The organism is Spirulina sp. CS-785/01, assembly GCF_028330525.1.
Lineage (GTDB): Bacteria > Cyanobacteriota > Cyanobacteriia > Cyanobacteriales > Spirulinaceae > JAQMSD01.
In genome coordinates this window covers 1-14,715 of the sequence record NZ_JAQMSD010000105.1, presented here as the reverse complement: position 1 = coordinate 14,715, position 14,715 = coordinate 1, and the positions used below count along the sequence as shown (strand labels likewise).

Sequence of the window (14,715 nt, the reverse complement as noted above, 5' to 3'; positions counted from 1 at the left end):
AATAGTTAATAGTTGAAAATTGAAAATTTGAATTAAAAACCAACAAGCAAAAACCAACTATGAACTCCGCACCGGAAGTTCTATAATAAACTTCGCCCCATGATCCGACTCGCACCAAATTGTTCCGTGATGTTTTTCCGTGATAATTTGATAACTAATGGCTAACCCCATTCCAGTCCCTTTCCCAATGGGTTTGGTAGTGAAAAAGGGATCAAATAATTGCTCTCGTTTATCTTCTGGCAACCCTAACCCATTATCCTGAATAGTAATCCGAACCCGATGGTCTGCTTTTAACCATTCTGTGGTTAATGTAATTTGATTGGGATTTGCCTTAATATCTTCTAAGGAACGATGCTCATTATATTCCTCTAAGGCATCAATGGCATTAGCCAACAGATTCATAAACACCTGATTTAAAGGCCCTGGATAACATTCTACGTCCGGTAACTCTCCATATTGTTTAAGGATTTCAATGGCCGGACGGGTTGATTTGGCTTTTAAACGGTTGCCTAAAATGACTAAGGTACTATCTATCCCTTCGTGTAAGTTAACCGCCTTCATTTCACTCTCATCTAGTCGAGAGAAAGTCCGCAGGGAATGGACGATCTCTCGAATGCGACTGGCCCCGACTTTCATAGAGCCTAACATTTTCGGTAAGTCTTCTAAGAGAAAGTCTAGATCAATATCTTCGGCGGTTTCGGCAATTTCTTCGACGGGGGTAGGATAATGTTGGGCGTATAAGTCCAACATATATAGAATCTCTTGAATATAGTTCTCGGTGTGGACAATGTTGCCGTAAATGAAATTCACCGGGTTATTAATTTCGTGGGCTACTCCGGCCACCAACTGGCCCAAACTGGACATTTTTTCACTTTGGATGAGTTGGGTATGAGTATCTAGGAGTTGTTGGTGAGTTTGCCGTAATTTTGCGAGGGTGGCTTCGAGTTGTTGGGATTTTTCTTTTTCTCGTGTTTCAGACTCCTGTAAGGCTTTGTTCAGTTTGGCCAGTTTATCGGTTTTTTGCAGAGTGATTTTATGAATGGCTTCCCGTAACGCTAAGGCCGCCTGAATTTCGCTATCTTGCCAGGGGATGGCGGTGAGTCTCACGGCTTCTTTCCACAGTTTGAAGGACTGACGGGGAGAGAGGACGAAATCCCCGTTTTCGCCTTGTTGGATGGACTGTTGGGGGTTGCCTGCCCATTTTACGGTTTGAATGACTTCGGGGCGAAACCAGAGGATATATTTGGGTTGGGTGTCGGAGAGGGAAAGGGCGAGGAGTCCACTGGCTACGGATTTGAGGGATTCATAGGCGGGGTTGAGGGCGGCGAGGGAATGGGTGGAGAAGAAGGTTTCGGGTTTTTTCTCGCTGTCTAGCCAGGTGATCAGTTGGCGAATTTCGGCTAAGTCGGGGGTACTGCCGAGGGTTTGACAGTCGCCATCTACATAGACGGCGGCCCCTTTGGCGTTTACTAAGTCGAGGAGGTTGGGTTGATGATCTAATAATCCTTCTACCCAGTTATCGGCGACGCTGAGATGGGAGAGGAGTTGCCCTTGGATGGCGTTGAGTTCGACTTGGTAGTCGTATTCGGCTTGGCTTTTTTTGGAGGTGAGTTCGAGAGACACCACTTGGCCGAGGAGTTCACAGGCGGCCCGGAGTTGATAATGGGTGGTGATGGGGGTTTGGTGGTGACAGGCGATGAGGCCCCAGAGATGCCCGTTTTGGACGACGGGAATGGCGACGGAGGCGGCAACCCCCATGTTTTTCATGTATTCCTGATGACAGGGGGCGACTCCTCGCAGGAGGGTGGCACTGAGATCTGTGTTGTTTTGGGTGATGGGGTTGGAGTCGGGGATGAGTTGGGCCGGGTTGGCTTGGGCGTTGGCGATGACGCGCAGGCCGTGTTGGACAAAGAGTTGGCGGACGGGTTGGGGGATGTCGAAGGCGGGATAGTTGAGGCCCAGGAAGGGTTTGAGGTTGGTGCGTTTGGCTTCGGCGAGGACGGTCCCGTGACCTTCGGGGCTAAATTTATAGAGCATGACTCGATCGAGTTTGGTCAGTTGCCGAATTTCTTGGACGGTTTGCTGGTAGAGTTGCTCTAGGTCTTGGGTGTTGCGTAATTGCGCGATCGCATTCTGAACCAGATGATAAAAGTCCAGAAAGTTCACCTGGTCTTGAGGGGAAATAGGCTCCAGTTCTAACAAGACTAAGTTATCGGGCAAACTATGAACCATCCCTTCAAACTGCCGGGTTTCTTCTCCCACTGTCACGGTTAAGTTAAGGGGGTTCAGGGTGTTTAAGTCTTCTTCGGTGAGGGAGGACTGGAGGGGGGCCAGTTGCTCTGGATCTAAAAATTGTTGTAGGGGATGATTTAATAAACTTTCGGGATGAATTCCGAGGATTTTTAACGTATTATCACTAACCTGAATAATCTCTAAATGAGGCTGTTGTAAGACCATCAGAAGACCATGGGGCTGAATCCGGTTCAGTCGTTGGATGGTGTCTTCTGTCCGTAAATGGGCTAGCTTGGGTTGTTGGAGTTGGGTTAAAATAACAGAATTCATGGCGAAAGTAAAAAAGAGGGTAATGGATAGTTTTTGGTTTTAAATCTTGCTTCTCCTATATAAGTAGTATTTTATTTTTAAAGTAAAATTTTCAAGGCTTTAAGGGCTTATAAACTTCAGTAATTTTGCTCAGAAAATGAAACTTTTGACGGATAGGCAAAACGCCCTTTTTTTGCTATCTCTCGATAGAGTGCTGTAAACTCCCGATCAATCGTTGATCCCTGATGCTTTACTTTTCTTCATATTAAGGTAACTACTTATATTGCAAGAGAAGTTAATAGCAGGAGAATTAACCTCTCTATCTTTAGATATAACTCAAAATCAAGGTTTTAGAAAAAAATGTTAAGAAATGAAATAAAAAAATAGAGAGAGAAAGGAGAGGTTACTCAAAAAGCTGGTTAAGATGAGTAACAGCGAAGGCAATCGCAGATACAACGAAGCTAGAGGAGCAAAACACCATGACCTTGTTACTTGCGGGAGATATTGGCGGCACAAAGACTATTTTGCAGTTAGTTGAAGCTACAGACACGGGGTTAAATCCTCTCTACAAGAATAAATATCCTAGTCAGAAGTTCCCCGATCTGACTCCCATTGTGCAAACCTTTCTCCAAGAAGCGGCCAAGGAGTTAGGCCAACCCCCAGAACCCAGTAAAGCGTGTTTTGCCATTGCTGGGCCAGTGGAAAAGGATCATTGCATCCTCACTAACCTTTCTTGGGAATTAGAAGGCCGTCGCTTAGAAAAAGACCTGAACATTAGTCACATCACCCTGATCAACGACTTCTCCGCCATTGGTTATGGTATCTTTGGACTCACCGAAAATGATCAACACATCCTCCAAGATGTTCCTCCTGATCCTAACGGACCCATAGCCATTCTTGGGGCAGGGACAGGACTGGGACAGGGGTACGTCGTCCCCCAAAGCGGTGATTATCGGGTCTTTTCCTCAGAAGGGGGTCATGTGGACTTTGCCCCCCGTAACCTCCAAGAGTACCAACTCTTGGAATATATGAAAATTACGTACAATTTAGAGCGAATCTCCGTCGAACGTATTGTATCGGGACAGGGGATTGTAGCGATTTATAATTTCCTGAAAACCCAGGGGGAAATCCCCGAATCTCCCGAAATTGCCAAAAAACTGGCTGATCCCAACGAAGATTTCGGAGTTGTAATTACTCAAGCGGGTTTAGCCAAAGGGGATGACCTCTCCGAGGCAACTATGAACTTGTTTGTCTCCCTCTACGGGGCAGAAGCGGGCAATATAGCGTTAAAATTCCTTCCCTCTGGGGGGCTTTACGTTGCCGGAGGGATTGCCGCGAATATTGTAAATTTACTTCAAGAAGGGGACTTCTTACCCTCCTATTACAACAAAGGCCGCATGACTCCCCTTCTCCACAACATTCCCATCCGAGTCATCACCAACCCCCAAGTTGGGTTAATTGGGGCAGGAATTTGCGCGTCTCGGTTGTAAGATTGATATGCAATCCCCTTGATGAGTATGAAATCAGTATGTTGCAGGTTTGTGGAGTAAATGCTAGTTACGGTCGTTTACTGTTTAGTTCCCCGTTTGTTAAATATCCAAGGTAGCACCCATTTGGCGATCGCCCAAAAAACAATAGCACAAGCTGCACTCAACAAGACCGCAATGGTAAAGGGATGCAAATGGTTGTGTTTTGGACTTGGCCAAGACATGGGTTTTTTAAAGATTAAAGCAGAACTAGAGGCCACAATTGCACCTGCGGCCACTCCTACCCCAATCGCTTGAATGTGATCTTGCAGTTTTTGGTTTTGTTTTTGAATCTCACGATCTCCTTCTGCTTGGTCAATTTCCACCAATCCCCGAATGGTATTAATTGCGGCATCTAACAGCCGTTCCCCTTGCTGAAGATACAGTAAATCTGCCTTAATTTGCCGTTGGTATCTTTGAAAAGTGCGATCGGCCTTGTCTCGTAAAATCCCTAAATCACTTTGACTATTAACCTCCATCCGGCTTAGAGTATCCAGATAATTTTGCTGATTAATCTCAATCGTATTCTGAAAATTTCCTAAACTGCGAATCTGTTGGGAATACCCCAAAGATAAGTCTAATAGATTTTTGATTTCCTGTTTCAATAACTTTAAATCTTTCTCCGATAAATCCGGCTGTACACTTGGAGGAATATTGGTGGGAAATTTCTGAATCGTCTCCTCAATTGTCTTTATCTTCTCCTGAGATGCTTTATATTCCTTGCGACTATCTATAAAAACTTGCCGATTTTTATGGTCATATAAAAAGAGTTCTGGCAAATCCCACTGAATATCATTCAGTTTCTCTGTAGTGTCTTCAGCAAAAATCAATAAAATTAGAATTTGTCCATACTGGTGCTGTCGAAAAATACTTTTATATTCATAAATATAGCCCCCTAAAAATTCCCCTGACTGGTAAAATGGTGGTGCTTCTTCTAAAGATTTAATTCCCAAAAACTGCTTTAATATCTCATCAGCAGCAGATTTTAAACTCTCTGCCGTATCGGGACGACTTTGGGCAATAAAACCACTTAACAAAATTGTACTGCCCCAAAAGGCTTGGCTGAGAATTTCGCTCGTTTCATCTTGAATATCTGGAGAAGTTCCGGCGAAAAAATCCTCTGGAGGTTTTAGTTGGGATAAATCGGAGAAATATATCTCATCATATCCTGACTTTTGCGGACGATAGAGTGTTAGAGAAAAACTATAAGTATCATTGAGAAACTGAGGATAAATGAATCCCTTATATTTCGGTGGCAAGGGTGTTCGGTAAATTCCTCTGCTTTGGGTATGGTAAATCAAATCAAAATTGGCTAATCCAGAATTGAGCATATTCGGGAAATCTTTCCGGAATTTTAAATTAATTTGCTTATTGTTTTCGTCTAAAATTTCGCACAAGTTTAACAGGTTTTGATAGTAAGATGTTAACGATTCAATTTCCAGATGACGTTCAGTAAAATCTGTCCGATGGACTTTTTTTAAGTGATAACTGAATAAGCGGATATTTAGGGCATAAATTGAGCCAGTATTTGCATTCATGGTCATCTCAACGCGAGTTTACAAAAAATTTATATTTTAGCCGAAGAAACGCTCATAATCATCATGACTACCAATCCAAAACCAAGTAACTGTGTTTTCGTCTTTGAAGCCCAAAGCTCGATAATTGCGCGTCACTCGCACTGACCAAATTTCCTCTTCTTGGTTAATGCGCTTAAAATGGAGAGACGGATGAAACGGATTTTCTGCCCATAGCCGATAAGCCTTACGCGCACGTTCCCGAACCTCATTATTAAGCTGACGATACTGTTGCCAAAATGAAGGCAAAACTTCAGATTTCATAGTTCCTCATAATCCATCCCCGTTGCTTTTCCCGCAGCGCGTTCTTGTTTCGCCCGTCGTGCTGCTGCAACTAAGGCGGACTGGGTGCGATTAAATGATTCATCCCACCGTTGTTCATCCTGTAAATCAGCAATATACTCGCGCACATGAGCAACCACTTGCCTTTGGATTTCATCGGGTAAATGCTCCACCATTTCTACTAAATCCGTGATAGCTGATGACATAACATTCTCCTAGTAATTAAACTTAACCCAATTAGGGTTTATGTTGACGATTGAGATTGTTGCTGTTGTTGGTTTTGAGCATCTTTGAGGGCAGAACGCAAAGCGGTATTGGTAATGGATTGTTCTGACTCTGGACGCGGAGGCGGAATTTTCTCATCAGGATCACCTCTGAAATTCTGTAAAGCTACCTTGATAGCATCATAATCATGGTCATCCAACCAATCTAAAATCACATCCTCAATGTTTTCATAGTCCTCATCTCCAAATTGAGCCAAATTTTGGTCGAGTTCTGCCCAGGTTTCTTGGGTACAATCGGCAAACATAGACGGTTGCTGGTGCAACAGTTCTAAAAATTTTGCGATCCGTTTTTTGCTCATCATGATTAGTGATGTTAGAGTAATGTTCTTGTCGGGTCTAATTGTCCATTGACGGTGAAAGCAGCCCAATAGAAGGCAGGGGCAAAAGGACGCTTTTTATTAAACAGTTTCAGTTCTTTTGCACATTTTTTAAGCTCACTATCCTCTAATTTTACTTCGTCTCGCAACCAAGTTAAAACGCCATCACGGGAGATGGTGCGTAACCAGTCTTGGGCGGCTTGCAATGCCATCACGACGGACGTATAGCGGGGTAACTCCTGATATAAGCGAATCATCAGGAGGGCGGCGGAAAACTCCTCAGCTTCCCACAGACTGGCGACCATTGTTCGTGTCCCTGCGTAGAAAAAGGCACTGGCTAATCCCACATAGTCATCAGTGGAGGGGGTTTCCACTAACCCGGTTTTGCAAGCGGAGAGGACTAAAAGACGACAGTTGGGGATATCCAGACTGGTGAAAATGTCCTCAAAGGTGAGTTTTTCTCGCTTGGCGAGGCGGAGATAAGAGTTGAGGGGGTCAGCTTCGTTAAATTCACCGTGACAGGAAAAATGGATGTAGCGGCTTTGCTGCAAGAAATCTCGGTTTTGCGGTTGTTCTAGGGCGGTTTTGGTGGCTTCGTTGTGGCTGAGAACCCGTTCGGGGTTGAACAGGCGACGCAATATTTCTACCTCGAAATCTGCATAAGTGAGGTCTTGGGTGGGGTTTTGTAGGGCAAAGAAAGAGGCCGAGGGTTCTTCTAGGGGAGGACGCTGCTGAAGGTTATTGAGAATTTGACAACTGGGGGCATATTGCACCGCGAATCTGTCTTGCAGGGGTTGACCCTCACCCCCGGCCTCTCTCCCAGAGGGCGAGGGGAGTGAGACGGGGAGAGCGTGGAGGGGGATGAGGTGTAGTTCCCGGTGGGGAATCAGGATAAGCTGTTGAATCTGGGATAATTTAGCCAGAATGGGGGGGAGTTGCAGGGCGGCGCTGAGGGTTGCGAGGCGTTGGGGGAGTTGGTCATTCCAGGTGGGTTGTCCGTAGTCGCTGCGGTAGTCGTTGATGGCTGTGTCGAGGGTTTGGCGGTCTGTGGCGCTGAAGTGGTGGGGGGTAATCTGGATTTGGTCGTCTTGGTGGGTGACGAGGAAGAGGTAAAACCCAGAGTCGGCTTCGCTGGGGAGATACCACTCGATGAGGGCGGTTTGGGGGTTGAGGAGGTGGCGCAAGTCCGGGAGTTGGGGGGGGACTTGTTGGGTGAGGGTAAAGTTGGGGTCGCCAATTTCGGCGAGGAGGTCTTGGAATTGCTGGTTGGCGGCTTGGAGTTGTTGGCGGATGAGCGTTTGGGGGGAGGGTTGGTTGGGGTGCTTATCAGTGGCGGGGATGAGATTGTCGCTGGAGGGGTAGGCGAGTTGTTGTTGGTAGATGGCGATTTGACGGCGCAGGTCGCTGATGCGTTGTTTTTGTTCGTCCGTGGCGTTTTTGGGGTAGAGGTGGGCGCTGTCGAGGAGTTCGATCAGGGTGCGGGATTTACTGCGTTCGACAGTAAGGAGGGCTTGGGGGTAGTCTTGGTGGTTGATGCAGGCTTGCACCATTTTTTCGTAGATATCGAGGGAGTTGGCGATGAGTTCCCGTTTGGTAGCTTCGGAGGTGGCCCAGTAGCGGCTTTGTTCGATGGCTAGGATGGCTTGGTTGTAGCCTTCGATGGCGATTTCCCAGTTTTGGAGGTTGTAGCCGAGGTTGCCGAGGTTGCGTGCGGTGTCGAGGCAGTCTAGGGGGAGGGCTGTGGGGGTGCGGACTTCTAGGGCGGCTCGGTAGGAGCGAATTGCCTCCTCGATATTGTCGGCTCGTTCTCCCCGGATGCGCCTCCAGTAAGCATTCCCCAAGTTATTTTGAGTCATTGCCCATTTATAGGCAAATGCCTCACGGGTACGAACTTCTAAAGCGGCTTCGTAGGCAGATATCGCCTTTTCTAGATTCTCCCCTCGTTCCCCTCTGATCCGGTCACTGTAGGCATTCCCCAGATTATTTTGGGTCGTTGCCCAATCTTGGTGAAATGCCTCACGGGTACGAACTTCTAAGGCGTTTTTGTAACAAGTGATCGCCTTTTCTAGATTCTCCCCTCGTTCCCCTCTGATGCGGTATAAGTAGGCTTCTCCCAGATTATTTTGGGTCATTGCCCATTTATAGGCAAATGCCTCACGGGTACGAACTTCTAAAGCGGCTTCGTAGGCAGATATCGCCTTTTCTAGATTCTCCCCTCGTTCCCCTCTGATCCGGTATAAGTAGGCATTTCCCAGATTATTTTGCGTCATTGCCCATTCATAGGGAAATGCCTCACGGGTACGAACTTTTAAGGCGTTTTGATAACAAGTGATCGCAATTTCTATATTCTCCTTTCGTTCCCCCCTGATGCAGTTTTTATAGGCAATCCCCAGATTGTTTTTGATCCTTGCCCATTCATAGGGAAATGCTTCAAAGGTATGAATTTCTAAGGCGTTTTGGTAACAGATAATCGCAATTTCTAGATTATCTGCCCGATTGCCTAATGGAAAATTTTTAATATCAATAGCAATAATGTTTAATAAGAAAGCGAACTCTTGATTTTGCTCAGAATTATCGAGATCAAGGGTTGAGTGAAACCATTGGGTGAGAATCTCTGCAAAGAAGAGATCCAGTTTCTCTTGATGCTGTGTCAAAAAGCGATAAACTACCTTGGGATTGCCGTTACTTTCAATTTCAACTCGCAGTAATTCCATTAAAAATTGCTCATACTCTTCTATTGTCCCTTTGGGTGGGGTGTCGCTACGTCCCTCTCCAGCAGTCTGGAGATATTCTGCCACCTGTTTCAAGCAATTTCCCAAAAACCACATTGTTTTATACCTCCTCCTGCAACTGTTGCGCTGCCTGCTGACACACCAACACAAACCCCTCATCAATCAATTGCCTGATGTTCATGGTAATTTCCTGGATAACAATGGAGATTTTATTTAGCTTCGTAGGCTGCGATCGCCCTTTCAAGGTTATCGGCTCACTCTCCCCTGATGCGGTTACTGTAGGCATTGGCTAAGTTATTTTGAGTGGTTGCCCATTGTTCGGGATATTTTTCTTGAGTCAATACAGAGGAAACCGTTATATAACCTGTAATGGCGATTTCTAGATTATCGGCTCGTCTGCCTAAGGGGAATTGTTGAATTAAAGTACAAAAAGCAAAAATAACTGCTGCAATACCAAAAGCTCGATTTTCCTCAGTTTCGCTGAAAGTGTGACTTGCCCATGCTTGCAAGACTTGAGCAAAGGTTTCATCGAGTTTATCAGTATTCTGTTGCAGTAAAGGATATATCACAGAGGGATTACCATTACTGTCTGAAGTCGCGTGCAATACCTCCATTAAAAACCGCAAATACTCCTCTGGTGTCCCCTGGGCTTGGGTAGCGCTGCGTCCCTCCCCGTCAGCCTGGAGATATTCTGCCACCTGTTGCGCGAGATTGAGCAGAAAAGCTGCCTCATTTTCCCGTCCTTCCCCCTGTAACCCTTCCGCCACCTGCCCACACACCTGCAAAAACCCCTCATCAATCAATTCCTGATGGTCTTGGAAGACTTGCCCTTCTTCCCCTCCAGGACAGGAGAATAAGTCTTGAATGAGGGAGAGATAGGCTTGGAGGCGTTGTTCGTTCATGGCACACCAACACAGTCAGAGAATATTATACTAATTGTTAATTGTTAATCGCACTAGGTTGCCAAATATTCCGTTCCGTGTGGGGGTGGAATAAGTGGATTTTTTCGGGAATCAAGGACAGCCAGATTTCTTCCCCCACCCGAACCCGATAATCGGAGAAGGTGCGGACTTGGAGGGTTATGCGGGGATCATGGGTGAGATGAACGGTGAGATAGGTGTCATTGCCCAATGCTTCCACTAAGTCCACTTGGACGGAAATATTTTTGGTGGCCGGGGGACTAATTTGCAGGTGTTCGGGACGAATTCCTAAGAGGAGGGAACGGCCATCATAGGGTTTTAAGACATTTTCCCAATGTTCGGGGAGGGTGAAGCGGAATTGGGGGTGGGTGATTAAAACAGGGGAGGTGACTTGGACTTCGAGGAAGTTCATTGGGGGTGAACCAATAAACTGGGCGACGAAGCGATTGGCGGGGTTATTATAGAGTTCGAGAGGCCGGGCAATTTGCTGGATTTCCCCTTGGTTCATTACGGCAATGCGATCGCCCATGGTCATGGCTTCGGTTTGGTCGTGGGTGACGTAGATGGTGGTAATGCCGAGTTTGCGTTGCAGTTTGACGATTTGAGACCGGGTTTCGGTTCGCAGTTTGGCATCTAGGTTTGATAGAGGCTCGTCCATGAGGAAGACTTGGGGATTACGAGCAATGGCCCGACCCAAGGCCACCCGTTGTTTTTGGCCGCCTGAGAGTTGTTTGGGGAGTCGGTTTAAGAGTCCTTCGAGTTGTAGGAGTTGGGCGACTTCTTGGACTCGTTCTGCAATTTTTTCTTCTTCACTGGAAATATATTGTAGTCCTCTAGGCAGCGATCGCGTCATGCCCACTAATGCCCGTTTCCCCCATGTTTCCCACGTTTTGGTCTCCACTTGGTCGGTTGTCGTTTGCATCCGTCGCAACCCAAAGGCAATATTGTCATAGACCGATAAATGGGGATACAGAGCATAACTCTGGAATACCATGGCAATATCCCGTTGTTTCGGGGGGAGATTATTGATCCGGCGTTCTTTAACATAAATATTTCCCCCTGTCAAGTCTTCTAATCCTGCGATCGTGCGTAACAGGGTACTTTTCCCGCATCCCGACGGGCCCACCAAAACCATAAACTCCCCATCTCGGACCGTGAGATCAATCCCCCGTAAGACAACTACTCCTTGTTGATCAGACGGACTTTTCTCCGACTGACGACTGGGAAAACTCTTATAAATCTTCTCTAATAAAACCTGTGCCACAGTACCTGCCCATAGGCGATAATCCGAACAATCATTTTAGCTCAAGTTGCGGGCTTCGTTAAAGGCGATCGCTAAATTTTAATGGCTGTAGGGGTACACCGCCAAGTGTAGCACACCTAAACCTTGGGTTGTAATCCAAGGTTTAATGCTAAAATTCTGTTTTTAACGGGTTGATTTACCTAAAAGACACTTAAAACATTCACCCCTTATAATATCAAGGTTTACGTAAGCTCTAAAGAGCTTACTACGAACTTATAAATCAGATTATTTTCTCTTACAATGTTAATTTAATTAAGTTAATGGTAGTTGATTGTAGGTTGGGTGAAGCGTAGCGTAACCCAACATCCCCCAGTGAAAAATGTTGGGTTTCACTCCCTTACACCCAACTTATACAGAAATATGAAATAGAGCTTACTATGAACTTAGAAAAAATGTAATTTCTTGCTCTTTGCACAGTTAAAGTTGAACATACCAAATCGTTTATTGCGGTTGGTTTAAGTTGCGATATCCTTAAAGAAACTCGCTTTCTCAGACAAAATCCCTGATAAAAATCCAATGAAATTTGCTGAAACAACCCTAAACTCAAACTCTCCTTCAACTGAGCTTCAGTAATCTGTAAATCTTGAAAATTAGACATTATTTCAGGTAATTTTTGCTCCATTTTCTCCCCTCCTCTTTTAACAAATCATCTCTACTGTAATAACAGATTGGGTTATGCTATTCATCGCTTAACCCAACAAACTCGATAATCAACTTATCTTCTCTTTGTGTCCTTTGTGTCTTTGTGGTTAACTCTCATTAACTCCCAAAAGATTGCCACATATTGAGAAAAGGTGCGATATGCTCCCGATAGGGTGTTAAAAAAATAGAGCGCAGGTAAACAAATAACCATCGTCAAGAGATACAATGCAGGGAGTTTCAATGCGGACACTAAAATTTGTAACCCCCCACTGGCCGATCCCATAATTGCGCCATATAAGGCAAACAAGATACAACTAGAAATTAAGAGGGAAAAAATCTGTTGCTCAAGGTTTTTCTTTTCCCGGACGTTATAGAAAAATTGGATGCGATCGCGCAAAATATCCATTAACGCGGCAAAATGGTTCATAGTCTTCCCCTTATAGTCAAAATTGCTCTAACTCTCCCTCGGCCAACTGGGGAAAATTTTGGGGAGAAATTGGGAGGAGTGTTACAAAACGTTACATGAACCAAAATGCACAGGAAACCCGACTACAACAACTCATCGAAACGGTGCAACAGCAACCGCGACGGAGTTTACAATGGCGAAAAGCCATCAATCAGCTATTGTTAGAAGTGCAACAACTTCCCAAGTTGGCCAAGTCCACCCATCCCGACTATGAAGAAGTGTTGGATGATGTCTTATTACGCTTTGCAGAGGAGATCAAAAACTTCCAACCCCAACACCAGTCTATCACCGCCAGTTTAACGGCTTGGATTAACGGCAAATTACGCCTAAAATACGCGGTCCGCGACTTACAACACCCCTACCGCAACCGCAGTCAGGGGACCCCCACCGCAAAAACAGAATTTCGTCAACAAACGCGAAAACCTCCCCTCTCCCTCGATACTCCTATTAGTGAGAAGGGAGGAGAAACATTCAGCGATCGCATTCCTGCTAACCTAGAAACAGTACAAGCGCAAATTCAAGCCGACCAAGCACAACAAACCGAACAAATTGGCCGTAAACTAAAAACATACATCCAACAAGACCCAGACAATCGCCTAAAAACCTGCCATCCTAAAGCACATCCCCGGTGCAATTGTCAAGTCCTCAGTCAAAGACTGTTACTCAAACATCCCCCTGATAAACTGGTAGCCATTGCTCAAGACTATCAAATCAAGTATCACACCCTGAACTGGCATTGGAAAAATAAAGCCCTTCCCCTTCTCCAGTCTATTGCTCTAGAGTTTGGTTATCACACTTCTGGAGATTCATGACAACAATTCCCCGTTTATCCATCCCCCTTGGCACAACCGCCCACCAGTACGCCCGTACCTTCGCCGCCGAACAAGCGACTCCAGAAAAGGGATTACAGGTGTACTTAAACACCTTGGCCGTGTGGTCCGTTTCCCGTTATTTACAGTGGTTAGAAGTCGAAACCGACTTAACCCACAGTGACAGTTGGAATGCGGCCTCTCGCGCATTATTTAACGTAGCTGATCTCACTATTCCAACTGTGGGAAAATTAGAATGTCGGCCCGTGCCAGAAGGAGAACAAACGTTTTCCCTCCCCCCCAGTTTACAGGGAAACCGTTTAGGGATTGTCGCCGTACAATACAATGATAACCTGCGGGACATGGAGCTTTTGGGGTTTTATCCCACCCCGGATACTATCCCTCCTGAACTGAGTATAACGGAACTGCGATCGCTCGACACCCTCCTAGAAACCCTCGACAATCCCCCCATCATCCTCAGTCACTGGTTAGACAACCTATGGACCACCGGATGGGAAAAACTCGAAAACTTAGTAACCCCCAAAACCCCTACATTTGCCTTTCGCAAATCTCCCCAAACCAGAGGAAAACAGCTTAACTTTACCCCACCCCTCCTCTTAATACTCTCCCTCACCCCAGAGTCAGACACCCAGTTACACCTCACCCTCCAACTCACCCCCCAAAACCCAGACATCCCCTTCCCCCACCCCGTAACCGTAAAAATCCTCACCGAGTCAGGAGAAATATTCCGAGAAATAGAAGTACAACCCGGAGATTATCGCCTACAATACGAATTCAGTGGAGAATACGGCGAAAAATTCAGCCTACAAATCACCCAACAAACAGACCAACTCCAAACCCACTTTATAATTTAACGTAAGTCAAGAAAAGTAATCTAAATACAAACATTTATAGTAGTCACTTGTAGTGACTTGTAGTAGTGACTTGTAGGTTGGGTGAAGCGCAGCGTAACCCAACACCCCCCAACAATCAACAATTAAATGAAAAATTGAGAGTTAAGTGACTTGTAGATTGAGTGAAGCACAGCGTAACCCAACATCCCCCAGTGAAAAACATTGAATTTCACTCCGCTTCACCAACCGTTCCTAGTAAGCTCTTTAGAGCTTACCATAAATAGTATTCAATACAAATCAAACCCACCTCAGATTAATCCCTCAACCCGTTTTCAACGGGTTTAAGCTCTTAGCCTTGGGTTTCAACCCAAGGATTGCTTTCAACCCAAGGATTGCTTTCAACCCAAGGATTGCTTTCAACCCAAGGATTGCTTTCAACCCAAGGATTGCTTTCAACCCAAGGAT

At 45.6% G+C, this 14,715-nt stretch carries 13 protein-coding genes; 3 read left to right on the top strand and 10 right to left on the bottom strand.

The genetic code is table 11. From position 1 onward, the window contains the following. Positions 1–57 precede the first annotated feature (57 nt). Positions 58–2,562: an ATP-binding protein gene (locus PN462_RS06310; RefSeq protein WP_272127174.1), complete on the bottom strand. Its 2,505-nt coding sequence runs from the start codon at positions 2,560–2,562 to the stop codon at positions 58–60. A gap of 458 nt (positions 2,563–3,020) precedes the next feature. Between PN462_RS06310 and PN462_RS06305 the strand changes: the two genes are divergently transcribed. Beyond that, the gene (locus PN462_RS06305) at positions 3,021–4,031 is read left to right on the top strand and encodes a glucokinase (protein ID WP_272127173.1); all 1,011 of its coding nucleotides are present in this window, start codon (positions 3,021–3,023) and stop codon (positions 4,029–4,031) included. 77 nt (positions 4,032–4,108) lie between these two features. Here the strand turns inward: PN462_RS06305 and PN462_RS06300 are convergent, their stop codons facing one another. The 9 genes from PN462_RS06300 to PN462_RS06260 form a co-directional block, all read right to left on the bottom strand. Then, entirely contained in the window at positions 4,109–5,605 is a 1,497-nt protein-coding gene (locus PN462_RS06300) for a hypothetical protein (protein ID WP_272127172.1), read from the bottom strand. A 36-nt stretch (positions 5,606–5,641) separates the two neighbouring features. Next, on the bottom strand, positions 5,642–5,905 hold the full coding sequence (locus PN462_RS06295) for a type II toxin-antitoxin system RelE family toxin (protein ID WP_272127171.1): 264 nt from the start codon (positions 5,903–5,905) through the stop codon (positions 5,642–5,644). Next, on the bottom strand, positions 5,902–6,129 hold the full coding sequence (locus PN462_RS06290) for a hypothetical protein (RefSeq protein WP_272127170.1): 228 nt from the start codon (positions 6,127–6,129) through the stop codon (positions 5,902–5,904). The genes PN462_RS06295 and PN462_RS06290 overlap by 4 nt, the downstream gene beginning before the upstream one ends. Positions 6,130–6,167: 38 nt before the next feature. Then, complete coding sequence (locus tag PN462_RS06285; protein ID WP_272127169.1) at positions 6,168–6,509, bottom strand: hypothetical protein; 342 nt, start codon at positions 6,507–6,509, stop codon at positions 6,168–6,170. An 11-nt stretch (positions 6,510–6,520) separates the two neighbouring features. Further along, the gene (locus tag PN462_RS06280) at positions 6,521–9,352 is read right to left on the bottom strand and encodes a CHAT domain-containing protein (protein ID WP_272127168.1); all 2,832 of its coding nucleotides are present in this window, start codon (positions 9,350–9,352) and stop codon (positions 6,521–6,523) included. Positions 9,353–9,356: 4 nt separating this feature from the next. Beyond that, positions 9,357–9,542 (bottom strand): hypothetical protein, encoded by a 186-nt coding sequence (locus tag PN462_RS06275; RefSeq protein WP_272127167.1) that lies wholly within the window; start codon positions 9,540–9,542, stop codon positions 9,357–9,359. Beyond that, positions 9,511–10,158, bottom strand: coding sequence for a hypothetical protein (locus PN462_RS06270; RefSeq protein WP_272127166.1), 648 nt, complete (start codon positions 10,156–10,158; stop codon positions 9,511–9,513). Before PN462_RS06270 ends, PN462_RS06275 begins: the two co-directional genes overlap by 32 nt. Before the next feature lie 37 nt (positions 10,159–10,195). Continuing rightward, positions 10,196–11,440: an ABC transporter ATP-binding protein gene (locus PN462_RS06265; protein ID WP_272127165.1), complete on the bottom strand. Its 1,245-nt coding sequence runs from the start codon at positions 11,438–11,440 to the stop codon at positions 10,196–10,198. 754 nt (positions 11,441–12,194) lie between these two features. Then, complete coding sequence (locus PN462_RS06260) at positions 12,195–12,548, bottom strand: hypothetical protein (protein WP_272127164.1); 354 nt, start codon at positions 12,546–12,548, stop codon at positions 12,195–12,197. A gap of 95 nt (positions 12,549–12,643) precedes the next feature. Between PN462_RS06260 and PN462_RS06255 the strand changes: the two genes are divergently transcribed. Beyond that, positions 12,644–13,399 (top strand): hypothetical protein, encoded by a 756-nt coding sequence (locus PN462_RS06255; protein WP_272127162.1) that lies wholly within the window; start codon positions 12,644–12,646, stop codon positions 13,397–13,399. Continuing rightward, complete coding sequence (locus PN462_RS06250) at positions 13,396–14,271, top strand: DUF1822 family protein (RefSeq protein ID WP_272127161.1); 876 nt, start codon at positions 13,396–13,398, stop codon at positions 14,269–14,271. The genes PN462_RS06255 and PN462_RS06250 overlap by 4 nt, the downstream gene beginning before the upstream one ends. Positions 14,272–14,715: the final 444 nt, after the last annotated feature.